Origin of the sequence: Shewanella cutis (assembly GCF_022410515.1) — a bacterium.
GTDB lineage: Bacteria > Pseudomonadota > Gammaproteobacteria > Enterobacterales > Shewanellaceae > Shewanella > Shewanella cutis.
In genome coordinates this window covers 76,142-95,841 of record NZ_JACSDI010000007.1, presented here as the reverse complement: position 1 = coordinate 95,841, position 19,700 = coordinate 76,142, and the positions used below count along the sequence as shown (strand labels likewise).

At 45.5% G+C, this 19,700-nt stretch carries 12 protein-coding genes and 1 pseudogene; 5 read left to right on the top strand and 8 right to left on the bottom strand.

The features are described 5' to 3' along the window. Positions 1-142: 142 nt before the first annotated feature. Positions 143-1,411 carry a sugar MFS transporter gene (locus H9J30_RS11630; protein ID WP_240131174.1) on the bottom strand — a complete coding sequence of 423 codons (1,269 nt, stop codon included), beginning with the start codon at positions 1,409-1,411 and terminating at the stop codon, positions 143-145. A 125-nt stretch (positions 1,412-1,536) separates the two neighbouring features. Further along, positions 1,537-3,159, bottom strand: a complete 1,623-nt coding sequence (locus H9J30_RS11625) for an alpha-glucosidase (RefSeq protein ID WP_240131173.1) — start codon at positions 3,157-3,159, stop codon at positions 1,537-1,539. Between the two features lie 497 nt (positions 3,160-3,656). Here H9J30_RS11625 and H9J30_RS11620 point away from each other — a divergent pair, with 497 nt between their 5' ends. Beyond that, on the top strand, positions 3,657-6,479 hold the full coding sequence (locus H9J30_RS11620) for a TonB-dependent receptor (protein WP_037418197.1): 2,823 nt from the start codon (positions 3,657-3,659) through the stop codon (positions 6,477-6,479). A gap of 132 nt (positions 6,480-6,611) precedes the next feature. Continuing rightward, positions 6,612-8,579: a glycoside hydrolase family 13 protein gene (locus H9J30_RS11615; protein WP_240131172.1), complete on the top strand. Its 1,968-nt coding sequence runs from the start codon at positions 6,612-6,614 to the stop codon at positions 8,577-8,579. Positions 8,580-8,896: 317 nt separating this feature from the next. Here the strand turns inward: H9J30_RS11615 and H9J30_RS11610 are convergent. The 5 genes and pseudogenes from H9J30_RS11610 to def all read right to left on the bottom strand — a co-directional run bounded on the left by H9J30_RS11610 (position 8,897) and on the right by def (position 14,185). Then, positions 8,897-9,918, bottom strand: a pseudogene (locus H9J30_RS11610) (transposase). A gap of 85 nt (positions 9,919-10,003) precedes the next feature. Continuing rightward, positions 10,004-10,498, bottom strand: a complete 495-nt coding sequence (locus tag H9J30_RS11605; RefSeq protein ID WP_240131171.1) for an SF0329 family protein — start codon at positions 10,496-10,498, stop codon at positions 10,004-10,006. Between the two features lie 381 nt (positions 10,499-10,879). Next, entirely contained in the window at positions 10,880-11,902 is a 1,023-nt protein-coding gene (locus H9J30_RS11600; protein ID WP_240131170.1) for a hypothetical protein, read from the bottom strand. A 735-nt stretch (positions 11,903-12,637) separates the two neighbouring features. After that, a complete protein-coding gene (gene rhlP / locus H9J30_RS11595; RefSeq protein ID WP_240131169.1) occupies positions 12,638-13,480 on the bottom strand; it encodes a rhombotarget lipoprotein in 843 nt (280 codons plus the stop codon). Positions 13,481-13,693: 213 nt separating this feature from the next. Continuing rightward, a complete protein-coding gene (gene def / locus H9J30_RS11590; RefSeq protein ID WP_011626351.1) occupies positions 13,694-14,185 on the bottom strand; it encodes a peptide deformylase in 492 nt (163 codons plus the stop codon). A gap of 210 nt (positions 14,186-14,395) precedes the next feature. On the opposite strand from def, the gene H9J30_RS11585 reads away from it, so the two are divergent. Both H9J30_RS11585 and H9J30_RS11580 read left to right on the top strand, forming a co-directional pair. Next, positions 14,396-14,839 (top strand): MGMT family protein, encoded by a 444-nt coding sequence (locus H9J30_RS11585; RefSeq protein WP_240131254.1) that lies wholly within the window; start codon positions 14,396-14,398, stop codon positions 14,837-14,839. A 129-nt stretch (positions 14,840-14,968) separates the two neighbouring features. Beyond that, positions 14,969-15,766, top strand: a complete 798-nt coding sequence (locus H9J30_RS11580; protein WP_240131168.1) for a DUF3108 domain-containing protein — start codon at positions 14,969-14,971, stop codon at positions 15,764-15,766. A 437-nt stretch (positions 15,767-16,203) separates the two neighbouring features. On the opposite strand, the gene H9J30_RS11575 is transcribed toward H9J30_RS11580, so the two are convergent. Further along, on the bottom strand, positions 16,204-16,983 hold the full coding sequence (locus tag H9J30_RS11575; protein ID WP_240131167.1) for a class II glutamine amidotransferase: 780 nt from the start codon (positions 16,981-16,983) through the stop codon (positions 16,204-16,206). 243 nt (positions 16,984-17,226) lie between these two features. Here H9J30_RS11575 and fadE point away from each other — a divergent pair, with 243 nt between their 5' ends. Beyond that, positions 17,227-19,674, top strand: coding sequence for an acyl-CoA dehydrogenase FadE (gene fadE, locus H9J30_RS11570; protein ID WP_240131166.1), 2,448 nt, complete (start codon positions 17,227-17,229; stop codon positions 19,672-19,674). Positions 19,675-19,700: the final 26 nt, after the last annotated feature.

The window sequence follows — 19,700 nt, the reverse complement described above, 5'->3', positions numbered from 1 at the left end:
CCGTGAGTAATAAAACCGAGGGATCATAGGAGGTCAGGCCTGAATACGCAAGTAAACAGATGCTCAGTTGCTATTAAGCACTACAAAAGCCCAATAAAAAAGCGATCCACAGGGATCGCTTTCATAAAACGCTCAAATGCTCTTACATTTTAGAGCCCCGAGCACCATAGAACAGGATGAAACCGTAACAAACCACAGGCAAAATAAAGGCAAGTTGAATGCCTAAGTTATCCGCCAACACACCTTGCAGTAATGGCACAATCGCCCCACCCACAATGGCTAAACAAAGAATGCCGCTGCCTTGCGAGGTATGTGGGCCTAAGTCTCGCAGTGCTAAGCTGAAAATGGTTGGGAACATAATAGAGTTGAATAAACCCACCCCCAAAATCGCCCACATGGCAACACTACCACTGGTCGTCATGGCCACCAGCACTAGCAAAGCCGCCATAAAGGCATTGAATGCGAGCACTGTGCCTGCGGGGATTTTTTGCATCACCGCCGAGCCAATAAAGCGCCCAACCATGGCCCCGCCCCAGTAATAAGCGATGTAATGGGCCGCTTGTTCTTCTGGCATACCCACTATGTGTGCTTCGCCTAAAAAGTTCACCAAAAAGCTGCCAATTGACACCTCTGCGCCCACATACACAAAAATCCCCACTGCCCCCAACACTAAATGGGTACTTTGCAGAGCGCTGGTTTTGCCTAAATGGGTTTGAACCCCATCAGCGGCTTCAGTATGTTCATGGATCACTGGCAAATCTAGTTTAGCGAAAATGATTGCAAGTACCGCAAGCGCCGCAGCCAACAATAAGTAAGGCAGCTTAACCACTTCTGCCTCGGCATTGGCTTGCGCTAGTTCAGTAGATGCCGTCGCTGCCACGGACAAAATCAAAATCGAGCCAAAAAACGGTGCAACCGTGGTCCCTAAAGAGTTGAAGGCTTGAGTCAGGTTTAAACGGCTCGATGCGGTCTCACTACTGCCTAACGCATTAACATAGGGATTTGCCGCGACTTGCAAAATGGTGATCCCTGAGGCAAGTACAAAAAGAGCGCCGAGAAACAACCCATAGGTAGCAAACGATGCCGCGGGATAAAACAGCAAGCAACCAATACTGGCTATCACTAAGCCGGTGACAATCCCTTTTTGATAGCCAAGTCGTTTAACAAGTTGACCTGCCGGTATCGACACCAAGAAATAAGCACCAAAGAAACAAAACTGGATCAGCATAGCTTGGGTGTAGTTGAGTGAAAACACCGCCTTAAGATGGGGGATCAGAATATCGTTCAAACAAGTGATAAATCCCCACATAAAAAACAGTGAGGTCAGTGACACTAGCGCAAAACGGTAGTTACCATTATCCGCTCCGCTAACGCTGGTCGTGTGGCTGCTGGTGTTAATAGATGACGCCATAGTTGTGTTCTCTAATCATGTTTTTATTATCTAAAGGTAAGTTCCCTTAGGCGTTTGAGTAAAACATCAAGCAGTCACTATCGCGTTGTGACTGCTCGTTTAGGTAATGAAGACTGTACAACCAATTAGGCCAATAGCGCATAGAAGCTGGCATAGGCTGAAAACATCAAACTATCACCTTGCCACTGTGCGGTTTTTAAACCATGTCCGGCTAATTCTTGCTGTAACTTGACCTCTTTTAGCGCCCACTGAATCTCAGTGTCTAACAGGTTAAAGCAAACCAGTAACTTCTGCTCCCCGAGTGTACGCACAAAAACTAATAAAGGCTCTGGTGCATCAAGAAACTCAATCTCGCCGGTAATCAACACCGGATAACGCTTGCGCCAAGCAAGGAATTGACGATAGCCATGCAACACAGAATGGCAATCCGCTTCTTGCAAATCTACCGCCAGTGCTCGATGTGCAGCCGCAATAGGTAACCAAGGTGAGACTTGGCTAAAGCCACTAAAATCAGCATATTGTTCCCATGGGATTGGGGTGCGGCAACCATCACGGCCCTTAAACATCGGCCAGAAAGTTTTACCGAAGGGGTCCTGCAATTCATGGAATTCAATTGGCGCTTCAGTTAGGCCCAATTCTTCCCCTTGGTAACTACACACACTACCGCGCAGTGAACAAAGCATTGCATTTAGCATTTTCACCATATCGCGCGTTTGCTTACCGCGCCCCCAACGGCTCGCTACCCGCTGCACATCATGATTTCCTATCGCCCAGCAGGGCCAGCCATCACCAATGCTGGCTTCTAAAGCCTCTACGGTTTGGCGAATATAGGCAGCGCTATAATCCTCGGTCAGCAGCTCAAAGCTGTAAGCCATATGCAAGCGATCATCACCCTTAGTGTAAGCGGCCATCACCGCGAGAGAATCTTCTGCAGAGACTTCCCCTAAGGTCACAGTCCCAGGATAACGATTGATAAGCTGGCGTAATTCTTCAATAAATAGAATCGTTTGTGGACGGTCGTTATTGTAATAATGGTACTGATAGGCATAAGGATTATCTTCACTAAATCCCCGCCCTTGGCGTTTGTCTTTAGGTTTAGCGGGATTATCACGAAGCAGCTCATCGTGGTAACAGAAGGTAATCGCATCTAAACGGAAACCATCGACGCCCTTCTTGAGCCAAAACTCTATATTATCTAACACGGCTTGGCGTACTTCAGGATTGTGGAAGTTTATGTCGGGTTGGCTGCGTAAAAAGTTGTGCAGATAATATTGTTGTCTGCGCGGTTCCCACTCCCATGCGCAACCGCCAAAGATGGCTAACCAATTATTGGGGGCGGTGCCATCTTCCTTAGGATCGGCCCACACATACCAGTCTGCCTTAGGATTAGTGCGACTCTCTCGGCTTTCGATAAACCAAGCATGTTGATCGGATGTATGACTTAATACTTGATCAATAATGACTTTAATGCCGCGTTGATGCGCCTTTTCAATTAACTCATCAAAATCTTGCATCGAGCCGAATAAGGGATCGATCTCGCGATAGTCACTAATGTCATAACCAAAATCCGCCATTGGGGATTTAAAGAAAGGAGAAATCCAAATCGCATCGACATTTAGACTGGCAATATAATCCAACTTAGTGATGATTCCGCGTAAATCACCCACGCCATCACCATTGGTATCTAAAAGGCTGCGCGGATAAATTTGATAAACTACGGCGCCACGCCACCAAGTTAACTCACTCATAATGCCCCTTTATCCTTATTCTTCAGCAAGCTAACCCAAAAACTCTCGAACTAGCAGTTACAAAGATGTTACTGCGGAGTAAAGGTGCTACGGCTTGTATTTGTGACACCGAGCATACGTGAAGAGGGAAATAAGGTTCAATACACCTGCATACGTATGCAAAGCAGGCTATCATTAGATTTGTCTGATTAAGTTAAGATTAACCCTTTACTAACATAAGGTTGCATCAAATCAACTAGAGATTAAATCGGACTTTTTTTGGTCAAAAACGGGGTTTTAACGGTCGCATGACCTATTGAATACGTATGCACAATATTGTGAGGCCAAGATTCCCGGGAGTAGTATCTTCACCGTTGCATAACAATTTGGTCATAAACGCAGCACTTATGCAGTCAATTAAGCGCCGACATACCAAAAAAGGCCGCATAAACAATGCGGTAATAACGATAAAACGCTCTACATAAGCGGTTAAAAGCGACTTCAAGGGGAAGATAGAAATGATGCGATTTAAACCCAGCTTGCTGACCTTAGCACTCGTTGCTGCAGGCGCCAGTATGCACTCCTACGCAGCAGATGCGGTAACAGATAAAGATGTAAAAGCTAAAAAAGATGCAGAAATTGAAGTAATCCAAGTTAAAGGCTTCAGAACCAGTGTAATCAAATCGCTCAATGATAAACGTTTTGGCGATACCGTCGCTGAATCTATCTCTGCCGATGATCTCGGCGCTCTACCCGACCAATCTATCGCCGATGCGTTAACCCGTTTACCAGGCGTCACCGCCGTTCGTACTGGCGGTCAAGCCAGTGGTCTGAACATCCGTGGTCTCGATGGCGATTTCGTGTTTGCTACTCTAAATGGTCATGAACAAGTCACCACTGGCGGTAAACGTGCCATTGAGTTTGACCAATATCCATCCGAATTAATCAGTCAAGCGGCTGTTTATAAATCCCCAAAAGCCTCGCTGATCGAAGGCGGTGTTGCTGGTACAGTTGAATTAAAAACCGCCGACCCGCTTAAAAGTGACAAAGACCAATCATTCAATATCAACACCCGTGGCAGTTTTAACGATCGTGCTGATGAAATCTCTGATGCAGAGCAATACGGCAATCGGTTAAGCCTTGCTTATCAAGGTAAATTCCTCGAAGACACCTTAGGGGTTGCAGTGGGTTATGCCCACCTGTATCAGCCTTACGTTGCGAGTCAGTTCATTGGTTTACGTTTTAATGATGATAAAAAAGACGTTAACGCTGACGGTATCAAGGAAGCAATTAGCGAAGGTTTTGAACTACAACAAAAAGGCGGCGACGATACCCGTGATGGCTATATGGCTGCGATTCATTGGCAACCGACCGATAATCTGAGCCTGAAAGGTGATCTGTTCCACTCTAAATTTACCTCAGAAAACTTTGCCCGTGGTTTCCGTGTTAAATCATTGAAAAATGGCACCATCAGTGATGCCGTTGTCGAAAATGGTTCTATGACAGGTGGTACCGTCTCTACCGACGGCACGGATAACTTTGCGGTTTTCGTGATCAACGATAATGACTCCAAATACTCAGAACTGACCTCTGGCTCTTTTAATGTTGAATGGAACAACGGCGGCGCACTGACAGTAGCAGCCGATGTGAGCTATTCAAAAGCCGATGGTGAATTCGTTAACGGCGGCACCCGCGCCGTGTTGTATGATGACATTGGTAATGAAGTACGCTCAGCAGAATCGATAACGTACCAACTTAATGGTTTAAGTCCTGCCGATATCAGTTTTGCCAACGACTATACCAATACAGCCTCTTTGGGCTTAAAAGAAGTGGGAATGTGGCCTTATAATCAGCAAAACGATCTGGTTGCCTACAAACTCGACTTTAACTATGTCTTAGACATGGGCGTTGTGTCTTCTGTTGATTTTGGTGTGCGCTATGCTGAGCGAGAGTTTAACGCTCAACGCTCACAAGCAGGCTACGGCTTTGAATTTGGTAAAAACCCAAGCAACCAACCGGTGCTTAGCCTCAACGGCGATATGGCAAAAGTGGTTGATTTTGGAGGAGAACTCTCAGGTTACCCAAGTTTCCTTGCTATTGACTTTAACAAAGCTGTCGAGCTGGTCAATGCGCAGTTAGCCGCAACGGGTCAATCACCTTTTACTCCAACAGCTAACTGGTCAAATAACTGGACCATGATCCAAAGCGGCGCGGTCAATGAAGATGTATTGGCAGGCTACGTGCAAGCTAACTTGGACTTTGATATCGCTGATATTAAGGTAACTGGTAACCTAGGTGTTCGTGTTGTTAATACCGATCAAAGCAGTACCGGCTTACAGCAAGTAGGTTATGGTTTAGGTGAGGCCATTACCGATGAACTGGGTGTTGTGAGCACAGATTATATCCGTAACAAGGTCGGCAAAACTTATACTGATTACCTGCCATCATTAAACTTAACCTTCCACCTAACAGAAAACGATCAACTGCGTTTTGCTGCGGCATCTGTAATGTCACGTCCACCTATCGATAAGTTAAAGTCTGGTATGGGTTCTTGGTACGACGATTCAGCAACACCAGGATATAAAAAGTACAATGCGTGGGGTAACACCAGTCCGTTATTAGATCCTTTCTATGCGGATCAATATGACTTGTCCTACGAGCACTACTTTGAAGAATCTGAAGGTGCGGTCGTTGTAGCCTTGTTCTATAAAGATATTAAATCTTTCATCAACAACTTCACTATTCAACCGTTTGATTTTGAAGCGAATGGATTTATCGTACCCGATACCATTATCGATAATGGTGTTGAATTCCCAGTTGTAAAAAATGAAGGTCAATATCAAACAGCCATCAACAATGATAAAGGCGGCTATATCCGTGGTATCGAGTTAGGCTATACCCAGGTGTTTGATTTCCTACCATCACCATTGGATGGCTTAGGCTTCACGGGTAGCTACTCTTACTCCGATAGTGAAGTAGAATTTACCACCGACTTAAGTGGTTCAAACCTGACCATTCCATTGCCAGGACTTTCAGAAGATGTGTTGAATACCACATTATTCTATACCCTGGATGGCTTCGATACTCGAGTCAGCATGAGATATCGTAGTGGCTATGTTTCAGAACAAGTTGCTGTTGAATCTCAATTGGCATTCTTCGATGCGGAAACAGTTGTGGATTATCAGGCCTCTTACGCGCTGGATAACGGCCTTAAATTCCTATTCCAAATCAATAACCTCACTGATGAACCAAGCAAAACCTATTTTGGTGAAGAACATCAAACCGGGACGATTCAATACTTCGGTAGACAATATTTCCTTGGTTTAACCTACTCTCTGTAAGACAGAGTAAAAAAAGCCTGCTTCACACTGAAGCAGGCTTTTCATTTTTTATGTATAACAAAAGTGAGATGACACGCCGACATTCATTTCAAAAGTCACTCTTAAAACCTCACCCGATAAAAGGCCCATAGTATGATACGTCACAGTCTACTCTTCGCCCTTGTGTTAACCGCCTCTTCTCCCTTATATGCTCTAGCACAGGCCAGCCATAGCCCCGTCAGCAGTACAGCATCTTTGCATCTCGAACCGCTATCTTGGTGGGCGGGCATGCATAATCCTAAGCTGCAATTAATGCTGCACAGCAGTGCCCTGCCTGCGGATGCAACACAGCTTAAGGTTGAGATAGCAGGCCAAGATGTGGTGTTTGAAGGGATTGAACAGACGGATAATCCCCATTATTTGTTTATCAATTTAGACTTGCGCCAAGCCAAACCGCAGACCTTTGACATCCGCATTCTCGCTGGCGATAAGCAGCTCTTTCGAGTGCCCTACACTTTAGCTGCACGGGCTGATGGCAGCCGTGAGCGCCAAGGTTTTAGTAATAAGGACGTGATTTACCTTATCACCCCAGACCGATTCGCCAATGGCAACCCAAGCAACGACAATCAAGCCGATATGCTCGAGCAGGCAGCACCTGAAAATTCCGATGGTCGCCATGGCGGCGATATCGAAGGTATACGCCAGCACTTAGATTACTTAGCCAAACTAGGCGTCACCCAGCTGTGGATCAACCCACTGCTTGAAAATAACCAAGCCCAATACTCCTATCATGGCTACGCCATTACTAATCTTTATCGGGTCGACCCGCGTTTTGGCAGCAATCAGGATTACCAAAGGTTAGTCACTGAGGCCAAACAACGTGGCCTAGGAGTAATTAAAGACATAGTGCTTAACCATATTGGCTCAAATCATTGGTGGCTAAAGGATTTACCGAGCAGTGACTGGCTCAATTACCCACAGCAACCCAATGTGACTGCCACACAAACGGCTCCTACGGCCAGTTTTACCAGTCATAGACGCACCACAGTGCAAGATCCCTACGCCGACACGCAGGATAAAAGTGATTTTGTTGACGGTTGGTTTGTGGATGCGATGCCCGATCTTAATCAGCGCAACCCAAAGCTTGCCACTTATCTTATTCAAAATAGCATTTGGTGGGTGGAATACGCGGGGCTTTCGGGCATTCGTGAAGACACCTACTCCTATGCCGATAAAGCCTTTTTAACCCAATGGACTAAGGCATTAATGGCAGAGTACCCACATTTTAATATTGTCGGTGAAGAGTGGACCGCTAATCCCCTTACCGTCTCCTACTGGCAAAAAGGCAAAATCAATGCCGATGGTTATACCTCAGATTTACCGAGCTTGATGGATTTTCCACTTTATGAAAAGCTGGTTGAAAGCCTTAACGAGCCCGAAGGTTGGGATACTGGTTTTATCAAGCTTTACGAGATGTTAGCGAATGATGTGGTGTATGCGAACCCAAGCCAGTTAGTCCTCTTTGAAGGTAACCACGATACCAATCGGATTTATAGTCTGCTAAAAGAAAACCTGCCGTTGTATCAAATGGCCCTTACCTATGTCATCACAGCTAAACGCATTCCGCAGCTGTTTTACGGTACCGAAGTGCTGATGACCAGCCCGACCGAAGGCCGCCATGATGGTGTAGTGCGTAGTGATTTTCCGGGGGGATTTGCCAATAGCAAAATAAGCGGTTTTAGCGGTAAAGGGCTAAACGCAAAACAGCAACGGGCCCAAGCATTTATTCGCACCCTGCTCAATTACCGTAAACATTCTGCCGCGCTGCAAACGGGTGATTTACTGCACTTTGTGCCGCAAAACGGCATTTATGTGCAATTTCGGTGTGCTGCAAAACATGCCCTCGCGGGCAATGCCTGCTACCAAGCCGATGCAGATAAAGTGATGGTGATTTACAACAAAAACGACCAAGCGCAAACGCTGGATTTAAGCCGCTTTAGCAAAGTCTTGGCGGGCAACACCTCGGCTATTTCAGTCTTCACTGGGGATAAGATTAATCTTAATCAATCACTTGCTCTGCCCAATGCCGGAGTGATGCTGCTTGAGCTTAATCACCAATAACCCATACTCAATAGCAACAGCTATGCGTATGTAATCGAAGTGTAGTAAGGCGGCCAAACCATAGTTTGCCGCCACACGCAGAAACGTAAATCTGGCCATCCATTTTAAATCAACAACATAATGCACTTTCAGTTTGCCTATAACTTGTACGAGCTAAAATAACTTTAGTGGGAGTGATCAGCGTCGCAGGGCCAGTATCTGTGCCAGTAAATTACGCTAATTCCTTAAAAAAGGGTGTATTTCAGACGAGGTCAATCATCCCATAGTGCTTGGGGGATGTTCTGCAAAGGTTACATTCGAAGCGATATAAGCAGTTGTCAGTTACTGTTAAAGTGCTGGCAACTTGCCGCAAAGTGCCTTCGTCGCTTTTCAAGATGTTCGCAGTAATCGCTCAGTTCTTGTAATGTGCCTACTGGACCGTGAAATAGCTTGCCAAAATCTGTGGTCAGCTTGAGCCAATTGTCATGGGGGATATTTAATCTAGTCAGTAACTTACCGCTATTTTCACTGATGCTTCCACGTTTATCATTGCGAATAATTTGGCCGGTCTCCTCCACCAATTGAAGGTAATCAGTTAAGGCAAACGCAATGCCATTGGGTTGGTTATCGCGCTCGTTACCAATAAAAGGCAAGAGACTGCAGGGCTGCTCACCATTTAATGCGGCCCGAATACGTAGTTGAATACTGGTATGGTCGGATTGTTCTGGTGTATCAGCCAGTTGCGCTCTGATGGGGCTTTCTTCTAATAAAGAGTAATCAACATAAGCCATACAGGCTAATACCGCAGCTTCATCGAGTAGGGCTTGATTCTCTATAAAATAAATGGGTAAACCGACCTTCCCAGAACCTGCCTGTACAGTTATCTTCTTGATTTGCTTGTCTTGCAATCGGTTCATTTAGGCAGCGCATAAACCATGAAATATCACACAAACGGCTGCGATAAAGGGCAATTGAGTGCTTTAATCTGCTCACCTCATGCGCTTCAACCAACTCACCTTTAGCGAATTTTTGCGTTAATTCATCGCCTTTAAACAACTTATGCCACTGCTCAAGCACTTCGCGGTCAGTCCAGCAATTGGCACTGTCGATATCGACCCGCAGCACCACATGCAGATGATTCGACATCACCGCAAAGGCCGCGATATCAATAGCAAAAACAGCTTCAAGTTCAAACAGTAGCGATTCTACCCAACCACGGCGATGGTCATAGTTTTTACCCGAGTAACTATCATCGCCACATAAAAATGCACGCCGTACCACACGGCTACAGCAATGGTAATAGGGACTGATGTTAAGGTGAGAGTTCAAGACTTATCTGAGTTCGGCGAGGACGCGGCATACAAACCTCCTTGTTCAATGCTTAACCAAAGCATAGTCGGAGGTTAACTACCGCGCGATTAAGGTTGGGTGTCCATGTTTTATCCTCAAACACCTTCGGATTCTAGACGCACAGTTAGTAGCTTTTTTGCTAAAGGGTGCAACTTAGCTTGATCGATAGATTTTAATCTGCGTTTTCCCAAGCGTTTATCAAGCATAGCAAGTGACTGAATTAAAGGATCTTCAGAAGATATAGACTCATCAATAGTAAGATCGTGCACGAAACTCCAGCAAGACTCATAAACATCTTGCCTTGATAGTTCACCGTACTCCATTTCGCCGTAAGACTTTTTCTGGTGTGCTGATATATGCTCAGGAACTGGTGAGTCTGTAACCCACCGTCCATCCTTAAAATGGTAATCGCCAGCAGCGCGATTCCAGAATGCCCTTGTACAGAAATTAGCGATAACCTCCTTATCAAGTGTCAGCCAAGCGTGACCGCAAGTACAATTACCATATCTTGTGCTGAAAATAGCAACTCTCCCACCAAGGGATTGAGAAAATTTGTCTTCTACCAGCGATTTCAACTTACTCCATTTCACCGATAAAACTCCTTTAAGCACACAACGACAGAATTACACCGCGACGCGAAGCGGCGTCGGCTTGAATGAATTGACAGAGGTCACTGGCTTTGCTGGTCGGCCAGTTAATGTTTCTATAAACCTCTTAGCTCAATGCTTAACCAAAGCATAGTCGGAGGTTAACTACCGCACTATTAAGAATGGGTGTCTTTAATTTCTTCTTGGTTCATGTGCGACAAGCCAACCATGTAATGACATATATATTACGGTGGCATAAATCATATTTGCTATCGATAGCATTACCGCGAAGGTTAAGCTGAGCATAATTCTCCCGACAGCTAAAGCCCGCATTTGCGGCTGGTTTGGAGCTCAGCGGAAAACCTGCCCGACAACATGCGCTTGTTAAGAGGCATTGGTACGCGCTGCCTTGTCTAGTTTTTTTAAAGCAAACTCACCCCTTTCTGATACAGCTTGTGAGTTATCTGAAGCAAAGCGTTCGGCAAACACTCTCGCTTTCATACCTAGATTGCCTAACTCTCGTATTAGAATCTCTGCTGAAACGCGCCTAACGATGGACGATCTATCTTCAGATGAAATCTTTAGTAAGTCTATTAATGGCGTTTCAATTTCTAACTTCCGCTCGCCAACTATAGGTTTTAGCCTTCCTTCACAGTACCTTATATCAGTCCACACCCATTTTCGGCCTTCGATCCATACAACCCGCCCTTCAAATAAACTGCGGTATGCCTTAGCTCGAACCGAAGGCTGAATAGCGGATTTAGCTATTTCTTCAATTTTCCCATCGAGTATCGGAGTTCGGCCAAGCTGTGAAAAGAGTGATGGCATAGGCCCAGAAGCTGACGAAATTAACTTAGACCGGAGGGACTTTGCTATCTCCTTTTCACAGATAATTTTCTGAAGAATATCTTTATCTGCTTCTTCGATCCTACCCCAAGAGTTCCAATAAGAAAGAGCGACGCATAAAGCCTCAACTACATATTCAGGATCTGTAGCCTTTGCAATCCCTGGGAGCTTTTCCCTTGCGGCTTTGCGAACTTGGGGCACCCAATCGTTAAGCCTACGCAGGGCAAGAGAAAAAAAGAAAGTATTTGGTGCAGCACCAGATAGGGCTCGAAGTGCTTTTTCACGCTTGTAACCATCCCAATTGATAAGATCAAGCCAAGTTACTAATTCCTTCGGTTTTGACCATACCTTCCACTTAGGGGGAATAGACTCTCTTATAGCTATAGAGAATTCTGAACGAATAAGCCGTTCCCAGTAATCAAAACTCGAAAGAGGCAACTGAGACGTGACTTCAATTAGTTCAGACATATCAGCGACGACTTTGCTACCCGAGTTTATCGAGCTAGCAAAAGTTCTCACTGCTGAAATAATCTTATCTTCCATAATCTGTGATTGTTGCACCAGCTATTCTTTGCCTCTTAAAATTTTATTAGTGCGCATGCGCGTTTATCACGTTAGACCAGTGAAAACGCGCACGGTTAACTATCTGTATGCAAAGAACTTACCAGCTTTCTGCCAAATACACCATCTGGAAAAACGCGCATGCGTGTTTTTCAAACCTATTAACTAAAAGTCAGTCACTATAGTTAATTGATTTTATGGAATTTTATTTATTGCGGTTAGAGTTAGTGCGCACTATTCTTGCCTTAAAATCATACTAAAACACCTAAATTTAATACGACTGTATACCCATATATTGTTAGCCGATTTATGGTAGGACCAAACATTGGTAAAAACATAAGAGTTTTTATGGCAACAGGAGTGGGAATTTTCGATTGAGCTAACGAGCCAAAACACGGAATGGGGCAATATCTTTTTAGCTGAACGAACAGCGAGAGGGCTAGTTAGGATTGGCATTGTTCCAACAGTGACCGTTGGCGGCATGGCCGCTCTTTCACATCTGACCCATAGGGATATGGGAAATGCCACTATGATGTCAGGAACATCATTGGCCATGTGATCGCGGCATTAGTACATCCATGTACAGCAGATGCCGCCGTCGAGCCTATAGGGATACTTATTGTTAAATAAAGAGGCGGCGTGTCACTGGGGAAACAATGACAATTCATCCTGCTCACCTGATGACAAATTCACCTTCCCTATCTCACCAAATTATCCCAAATTCAATCAACTTAACTATTCCCGACAGATAGTTAAACGGCGAAGCGCAAATATGCCAAGTAGCGAAAGGATTAATAGGGATAAACTGCCACCGCCGCTATAGCCTTGTTTATGTTCGATGGTCGCAATATGTTCTTCTTTCACGCGGGTTTTAAAGCGGGCTAATTCGGCGTCTAAGTTAGTGATCATATCGTTTACCGCTAGCTCAAAGCCTTCGGCGGACTTTTCACGCAGCACACCCGTTACTCTTACTGCGGTAGAACTGTCGGTAAGTTGGTTGATACCGGGCGCCCTAAACAGCATCTTTTGGCTACGCATATCAAATACGGCGGTATCGACAAAGGTTTGGATCGCATTTTCATTGCCAGGCACCATATACATGCCAACTATGGTCCAATAAAGTAATGAAGCCTTATTCTCGCTGCTTTGTAACAGTTGATCGTAAGACACCAGCGCCATCACATCGACATCGTGTAAACGGGCAACCTGCTGCAAGGTGCTAAAACCTTTGCCATTTTTAAGATAAGTACTGGGGATTAATTCAATACGGTCAATAAAGTCATATTTAACAAAAGATTGTTTAACCTTATCGAGCAAAGCGATTTGCGAGCTGCTATCGAGGGATTGCCAATGGGTTGAAGGTAAAAAGGCGATGCCGACCGTGATGGGAAGGCGCAAAACCGGAATACTAGGCTGCTGCGCCTCACGCTGCTTATCGTCGGGATAGAGATATTCGACTAGGCTGCTGGAAACGACGTTTTTTTCGGTGGTGTTACCGTTAAAAAACGCACTGCAACCGCCAAGCAACATGCTGATAGATGTCAGCGCGCCTAAAAGAATCATTAACTTTGTTTTCATCTGTTTCCCTACCGTATCCTTACTGCGCACAGCCCATTCAGCCGGTGCTTGATGACGTTACCTTAGCGAGTCATTGCTGTAAAAACAAGCCGTTAACCTCACATTACGGCCTTTAAAATAGCTTTTGTTTGGTTTTATTGGGAGTAAAACGGAGCCTAGAAATAACAAAGCCGCATCGGAATGCGGCCTTAATAAGGTTGCAAATTAAAACACTTAAGCGTATTTACGCACTTTTTTAAGCGCGATTTGCTGCTTGAGCGTAGAAAGATGTTCGATAAACACTTTACCGTGTAAATGGTCGATTTCGTGTTGTAAAACAATGGCTAAAAAGTCATCGGTTTCGATTTCAATCGCTTTACCCTGTCTGTCTAAGGCGGTGACTTTGACCTTTTCGAAACGGCTCACTTTGGCGCGATAGCCGGGGATAGAAAGACAGCCTTCTTCCCCCACATATTCGCCAGACTTTTCAACAATCTCTGGATTAATCAGCACTAAGGGTTGATCGCGATTTTCGGACAAATCGATCACAATCACCGCATCTGTACTGCCCACTTGGGTCGAGGCCAGACCGATACCGTCGTCGGTGTGGTACATGGTTTCGATTAAATCATCGATAAATCCCTGAATCGCTTCTATATCTTTTACGGGTTGTGCTTTGCGCTTTAGACGCTCATCGGGAATTGTCAGAATATCGAGTACAGCCATGCCTGTTTCATCTCTTAGTGAGTCAAAAAATTTGGCGCTATTATGAACTATTCCTATGTTTTCTCAATATTCAAAACTAAATAGTTTAATAAAAATCATTACAATCGGTTTTTTAGATTTAAATTACAGCAGTATCAACCGTTCGCGGTTTCACTTAGGCGGTAATTAACGTTACACTGGCTCACCTCTTTCATGGTTTTATTTGGCATCATCATGCGGTTTGCAAAAGATAAATCCCCACTTTATCGCTATTTAGAGCAGGATTTGGCCATTTCGCTAGAGGATGCTCTGGATATGCCGCACACACAAGGCGCGGCATTATCGCCAATGGCGAAGATTTGGCATATTGTCGCGATGATCCCGCCAGGCAAAGTTAGCAGTTATGGCAAGGTGGCCGATTTTGCCGGTTTACCGGGTCGTGCCAGATATGTGTCTAAAGCGCTAAAATCGGCACCTGAACATTTGTCACTTCCTTGGCATAGGGTACTCAATAGTCAAGGGAAAATTTCCTTCGATAAGCATTCAGCCTCCTTTCAGGAACAGATGGAATTATTGCGCCTTGAAGGCGTAACAGTGAACTGTGGCAAGGTAGATTTGTCTGAATGTGAGTGGCAACCGGATATGGCAACCTTAGTGATGTCAATCCCTTTCTAGTTTAATATATTGATCTATAGACTGTTTACACTCAAAACGGCCTCAGCTATAAACACTTAAGGTTGATTGCTCAGCCTATAGGATAAGTGGTAAAAGCCGCTTTCTGTTTGCGATATAAAGGAGCATGACTTGCGCACAATTCCAACGTTATTAGTGAGTTTAACGGCGCTCACCCACAGCGTATTTGCGATGGCGGCGCCAACGCCTTTAACGCCTCAAACTGCTGAATATCAAGTCAATTATGGTGATATCGAGCTAGGTAAAGCTAAGTATCACCTGCCCGCCGCCGAGGATGGTATCTATAAATATCGTTTCGATAGCGATCTTAGCCTGTTATTACTGACCGACGTGCGCCATGTACTGAGTGAATTTAGCCAAGAAGGTAATCAGTTGTTGCCGATGCGCTATTTGCATGACCGTCAAGGTGTTGGCCCGACTTTTACCGAGCAAACCGCCTTTGCTAAGGAACAGGGCTTTATCCATACCCGTTATAAAGATGAAAAAGGCAAATACCCCTTCGAGGGCGATATCTTCGATCCTTTGATGGTGCAATTACAGTTTCGACTCGATATCAGCACGGGTAAAGAAGTGCTTGATTATAAGATGATTAAATCAAATGAACTCGATGAATATAAGTTCCGTGTGATTGGTAAAGAACGAATGACCATCGAAAGTGGCAGTTACGATACGGTCAAAATCGAGGTAGTGCGGGACAATAATAAACGCCAAACCTTCTTTTGGATGGCACCAGATCTGGCTTACTTACCCGTTCGTTTGACTCACTTTGAAAAGGGCAGCAAACAGCTTGATATCAAGCTGCTTAGTTATCATTTTGACGAGACGCACGCTGTGCCAGCGGTACAAACGGAAGTCGAAGAACCGACACAGCCAAAAGCGCCGAAACTGTTAGGCACAGGAGCAAATTAACCGCAGCGGAGAGTTTTGACTGACTAGGGCGTGTTGACGTTTCAGGGTTGTTTTTGCAGCAATTTGACTGGCTTTTATGCAAGGCAAAGTCCGTGCTGTGTAGTTATTCTACATAAACGGACGATAACGCTGCAGAAAAGCCAACCAAATGCAGCCCGAAGGGTTCGTCTGGCAAACCTTTGCGCTTACTTTTGGTCATAAGAGCTGCTCGTCATTTGAGTAGAATAACGACACATCATTCCTCGTTTCGCGAGCACGTGCTTGCCAGAACGAACAAAATCTAATCTCGAAACATCAACACGCCCTAAAACAGTTTCAAAACTTATACTTAATCACGATGCCCTATTAATCACACTTACAGATTAACCATGCTTACAAGCAAAAGGCCAAACTGAAGCAACTCAGTTTGGCCTTTTGCAATCTTATTGAATCAACAGCTACAAATCGATAACTAGCTCGCCAAGGCGGAATAACTTCCAATTACCGGGTTGCATGACATGCCAGTTTTCATTTTCAGTCAGTGGCCGAGTGGCAATCACGGTTACAACGTCGTGCGGTGTGGTTTCTTTATCAAAATCAATAACCACATCGGTATCAATTAATTTTGCCTTACCAAAAGGTGCTCTGCGGGTGATATAGCAAAGATTATTACTGCAGTAGCTCATCAGATATTCGCCATCGCTTAGGATCATATTAAACACCCCAAGGGCGCGGATCTCTTCGGCAAGCGTTGCGACAAATTTAAATACTGCTTGCATATCGTCGGGGCGGCGATCGCCAAACTTGGCCGCGATCTGCTCTAAAATCCAGCAGAATGCCAGTTCGCTGTCGGTATCGCCAACGCTCTGATAGCGCGAAACTTGAAACTTAGCCTGATAATCACTCAATTGGCCATTGTGGGCATAGGTCCAATAGCGCCCCCATAACTCGCGAGTAAAAGGATGAGTATTTTCGAGCGAGACACAGCCGCGATTGGCTTGGCGAATGTGGCTTATCACCACCTCGCTTTTTATCGGATAAGATTTGATCAATTTAGCAATATGCGACTCGCTACTCGGGCAAGCATCTTTAAAGGTTCGACTGCCTTTACCTTCGTAAAAGGTAATACCCCATCCGTCAACATGGGGCCCCGTGACGCCACCACGCTGTGCTAACCCTGTAAAACTAAACACTATATCGGTTGGCACATTGGCGCTCATCGCCAGCAACTCACACATATTTCTCGCCTATGTTTATCCAAATATCCACGGCTTGGCATTGTAACTATTTGATGAAATTTGTGGAATGACTAAAGGTGACAAAAAATTTAAACAATTGTTTGAAAAATACTTGTATTAAAACGGCCTTAGGTTTAACTTTTATGCGACACAGGTCGGACCACAAACTATAATTGTGATCGCAATCAACAAAACTCGTTATGACCTGTGATTGGCACTCGGTCATGATTAAGGAGAAATACAGTGACTACCCTACTTTGGCTCATCGCCATGATATTAGTGCTAGGAGCCCTAGCTTACCTTCGGGTATCTTTGCTCACTGCCACTATTGCAGCCGCTGTTGTGATGACAGCCGGATGGACACTCGATGTTGTCGGCCCTATCACTTGGATTGTCTTCCTCGTGATCGCGCTGCCGCTCAATATCAGTGCTTTTAGACAAAATGTAATCAGTCGCCCTCTGATGAAGGTATATCGTGGCATCATGCCCGAAATGTCTTCTACCGAAAAAGAAGCGATTGAAGCAGGTACTACTTGGTGGGAAGCGGATCTGTTTGCGGGGAACCCAAACTGGAAAAAACTGCACAACTACCCAGTCGCTCGCTTAAGTGCCGATGAGCAAGCCTTCTTAGACGGTCCCGTTGAAGAAGTGTGCCGCATGGTGAATCAACATCAAGTGTCACACCAACTAGCTGATTTGCCGGCTGAAGTTTGGCAATATTTGAAAGATCATGGCTTCTTCGCGATGATCATCAAGAAAAAGTACGGCGGTTTAGAGTATTCTGCCTACGCCCAATCCCGCGTGCTGCAAAAGCTTGCTGGTTTAAGCAGTGAATTAGCCTCGACTGTGGGCGTTCCTAACTCTTTAGGCCCTGGTGAGCTGCTGCAACACTATGGTACGCCAGAGCAACAAAACTATTACCTGCCACGTTTAGCCAAAGGCTTAGAAGTCCCTTGTTTCGCATTAACTAGCCCAGAGGCTGGCAGTGATGCGGGTTCTATCCCAGACTTTGGTATCGTGTGTAAAGGCCAATGGGAAGGTGAAGAAGTTCTGGGGATGAAATTAACGTGGAACAAGCGTTATATCACTCTCGCTCCTGTTGCAACTGTATTAGGTCTGGCGTTTAAATTGCGCGACCCTGATCATCTACTTGGTGATAAAGAAGAGCTGGGAATTACCTGCGCGCTGATCCCAACGGATGTCGAAGGTGTTGAAACCGGTCGTCGCCACTTCCCGCTAAACTGTATGTTCCAAAACGGTCCAACCCGCGGTAAAGACGTATTCGTACCTTTAAGCTTTATCATCGGCGGCCCGAAAATGGCAGGCCAAGGCTGGCGCATGCTGGTTGAATGTTTGTCTGTAGGTCGTGGTATTACTCTGCCATCAAACTCTGCCGGTGGCGTCAAAACCGCAGCTTTGGCAACCGGTGCCTATGCGCGTATTCGTCGTCAATTCAAACTACCAATTGGTAAGTTAGAAGGGATTGAAGAGCCAATGGCACGCATCGGTGGTAACGCCTACCTAATGGATGCCGTGACCTCATTAACCACCACGGGTATCGACTTAGGTGAAAAACCTTCGGTTATCTCGGCTATCGTGAAATATCACCTGACCGATCGTATGCAGAAATGCGTTATCGACGCCATGGATATTCATGGTGGTAAAGGTGTGTGCTTAGGCCCTAACAACTACTTAGGCCGTGGCTACCAAGCGGCGCCAATTGCGATTACCGTAGAAGGCGCAAACATTCTGACTCGCTCGATGATCATCTATGGTCAAGGCGCTATTCGTTGTCATCCTTATGTGTTGGCCGAAATGGAGTCAGCGTTTGATACTGAGTCTGGCCAAGGCTTAGCCAACTTCGATGCGGCCATCTTCGGTCATATTGGTTTTGCGACCAGTAACTTTGTGCGTAGCTTCTGGTTAGGTCTGACTTCAAGCCGTTTCTCTAACGCGCCTTACTCAGACAAAACCAAGCGTTATTATCAACATATGAATCGTTTCAGTGCCAACTTAGCCCTGCTTTCGGACCTAGCGATGGCAACCTTAGGCGGTAACTTAAAACGTAAAGAGCGTATTTCAGCCCGCTTAGGCGATCTGTTAAGCCAGTTATACCTCGCTTCTGCGACCTTAAAACGCTATCAAGATGAAGGCCGTCAAACCGACGATCTACCACTGGTACAATGGGCGGTTGAAGATGCGCTGTACAAGTTACAGGCTTCATTAGACGATTTACTTGATAACTTCCCAATGGGTCTGGGCGGCGTATTACGCGCCATCATGTTCCCATTCGGCCGTCCACTAAAACGTCCAAGCGATGTGTTAGACCATAAAGTGGCCAAGATCATGCAAACCCCCTGCGAAAGTCGTGATCGTTTAGGTAAAGGTCAGTTCTGGACTAACTCTGAGCACAATGCTGTGGGTATCCAAGAGCAAACGCTGAAGGATATTCTGGCCGCCGAACCTTTATTCGACAAAGTCTGTAAGGCCAGTGGCAAACGTTTACCTTTCATGTGGTTAGATAAAGTGGCTGCAGAAGGTAAAGCCTTAGGGGTATTGAGCGACAGCGAAGTACAACTGTTGGAACGTGCCGAAATCGGCCGCATGAAGTCTATCAATGTGGACGACTTCGACCCTGCAGAACTGCGCCCAGAAGTCATTTCTACCACTTCACAGGAACGCGCCGCTTAATAGCGAAGCGGTACCAGCTAAGCCCA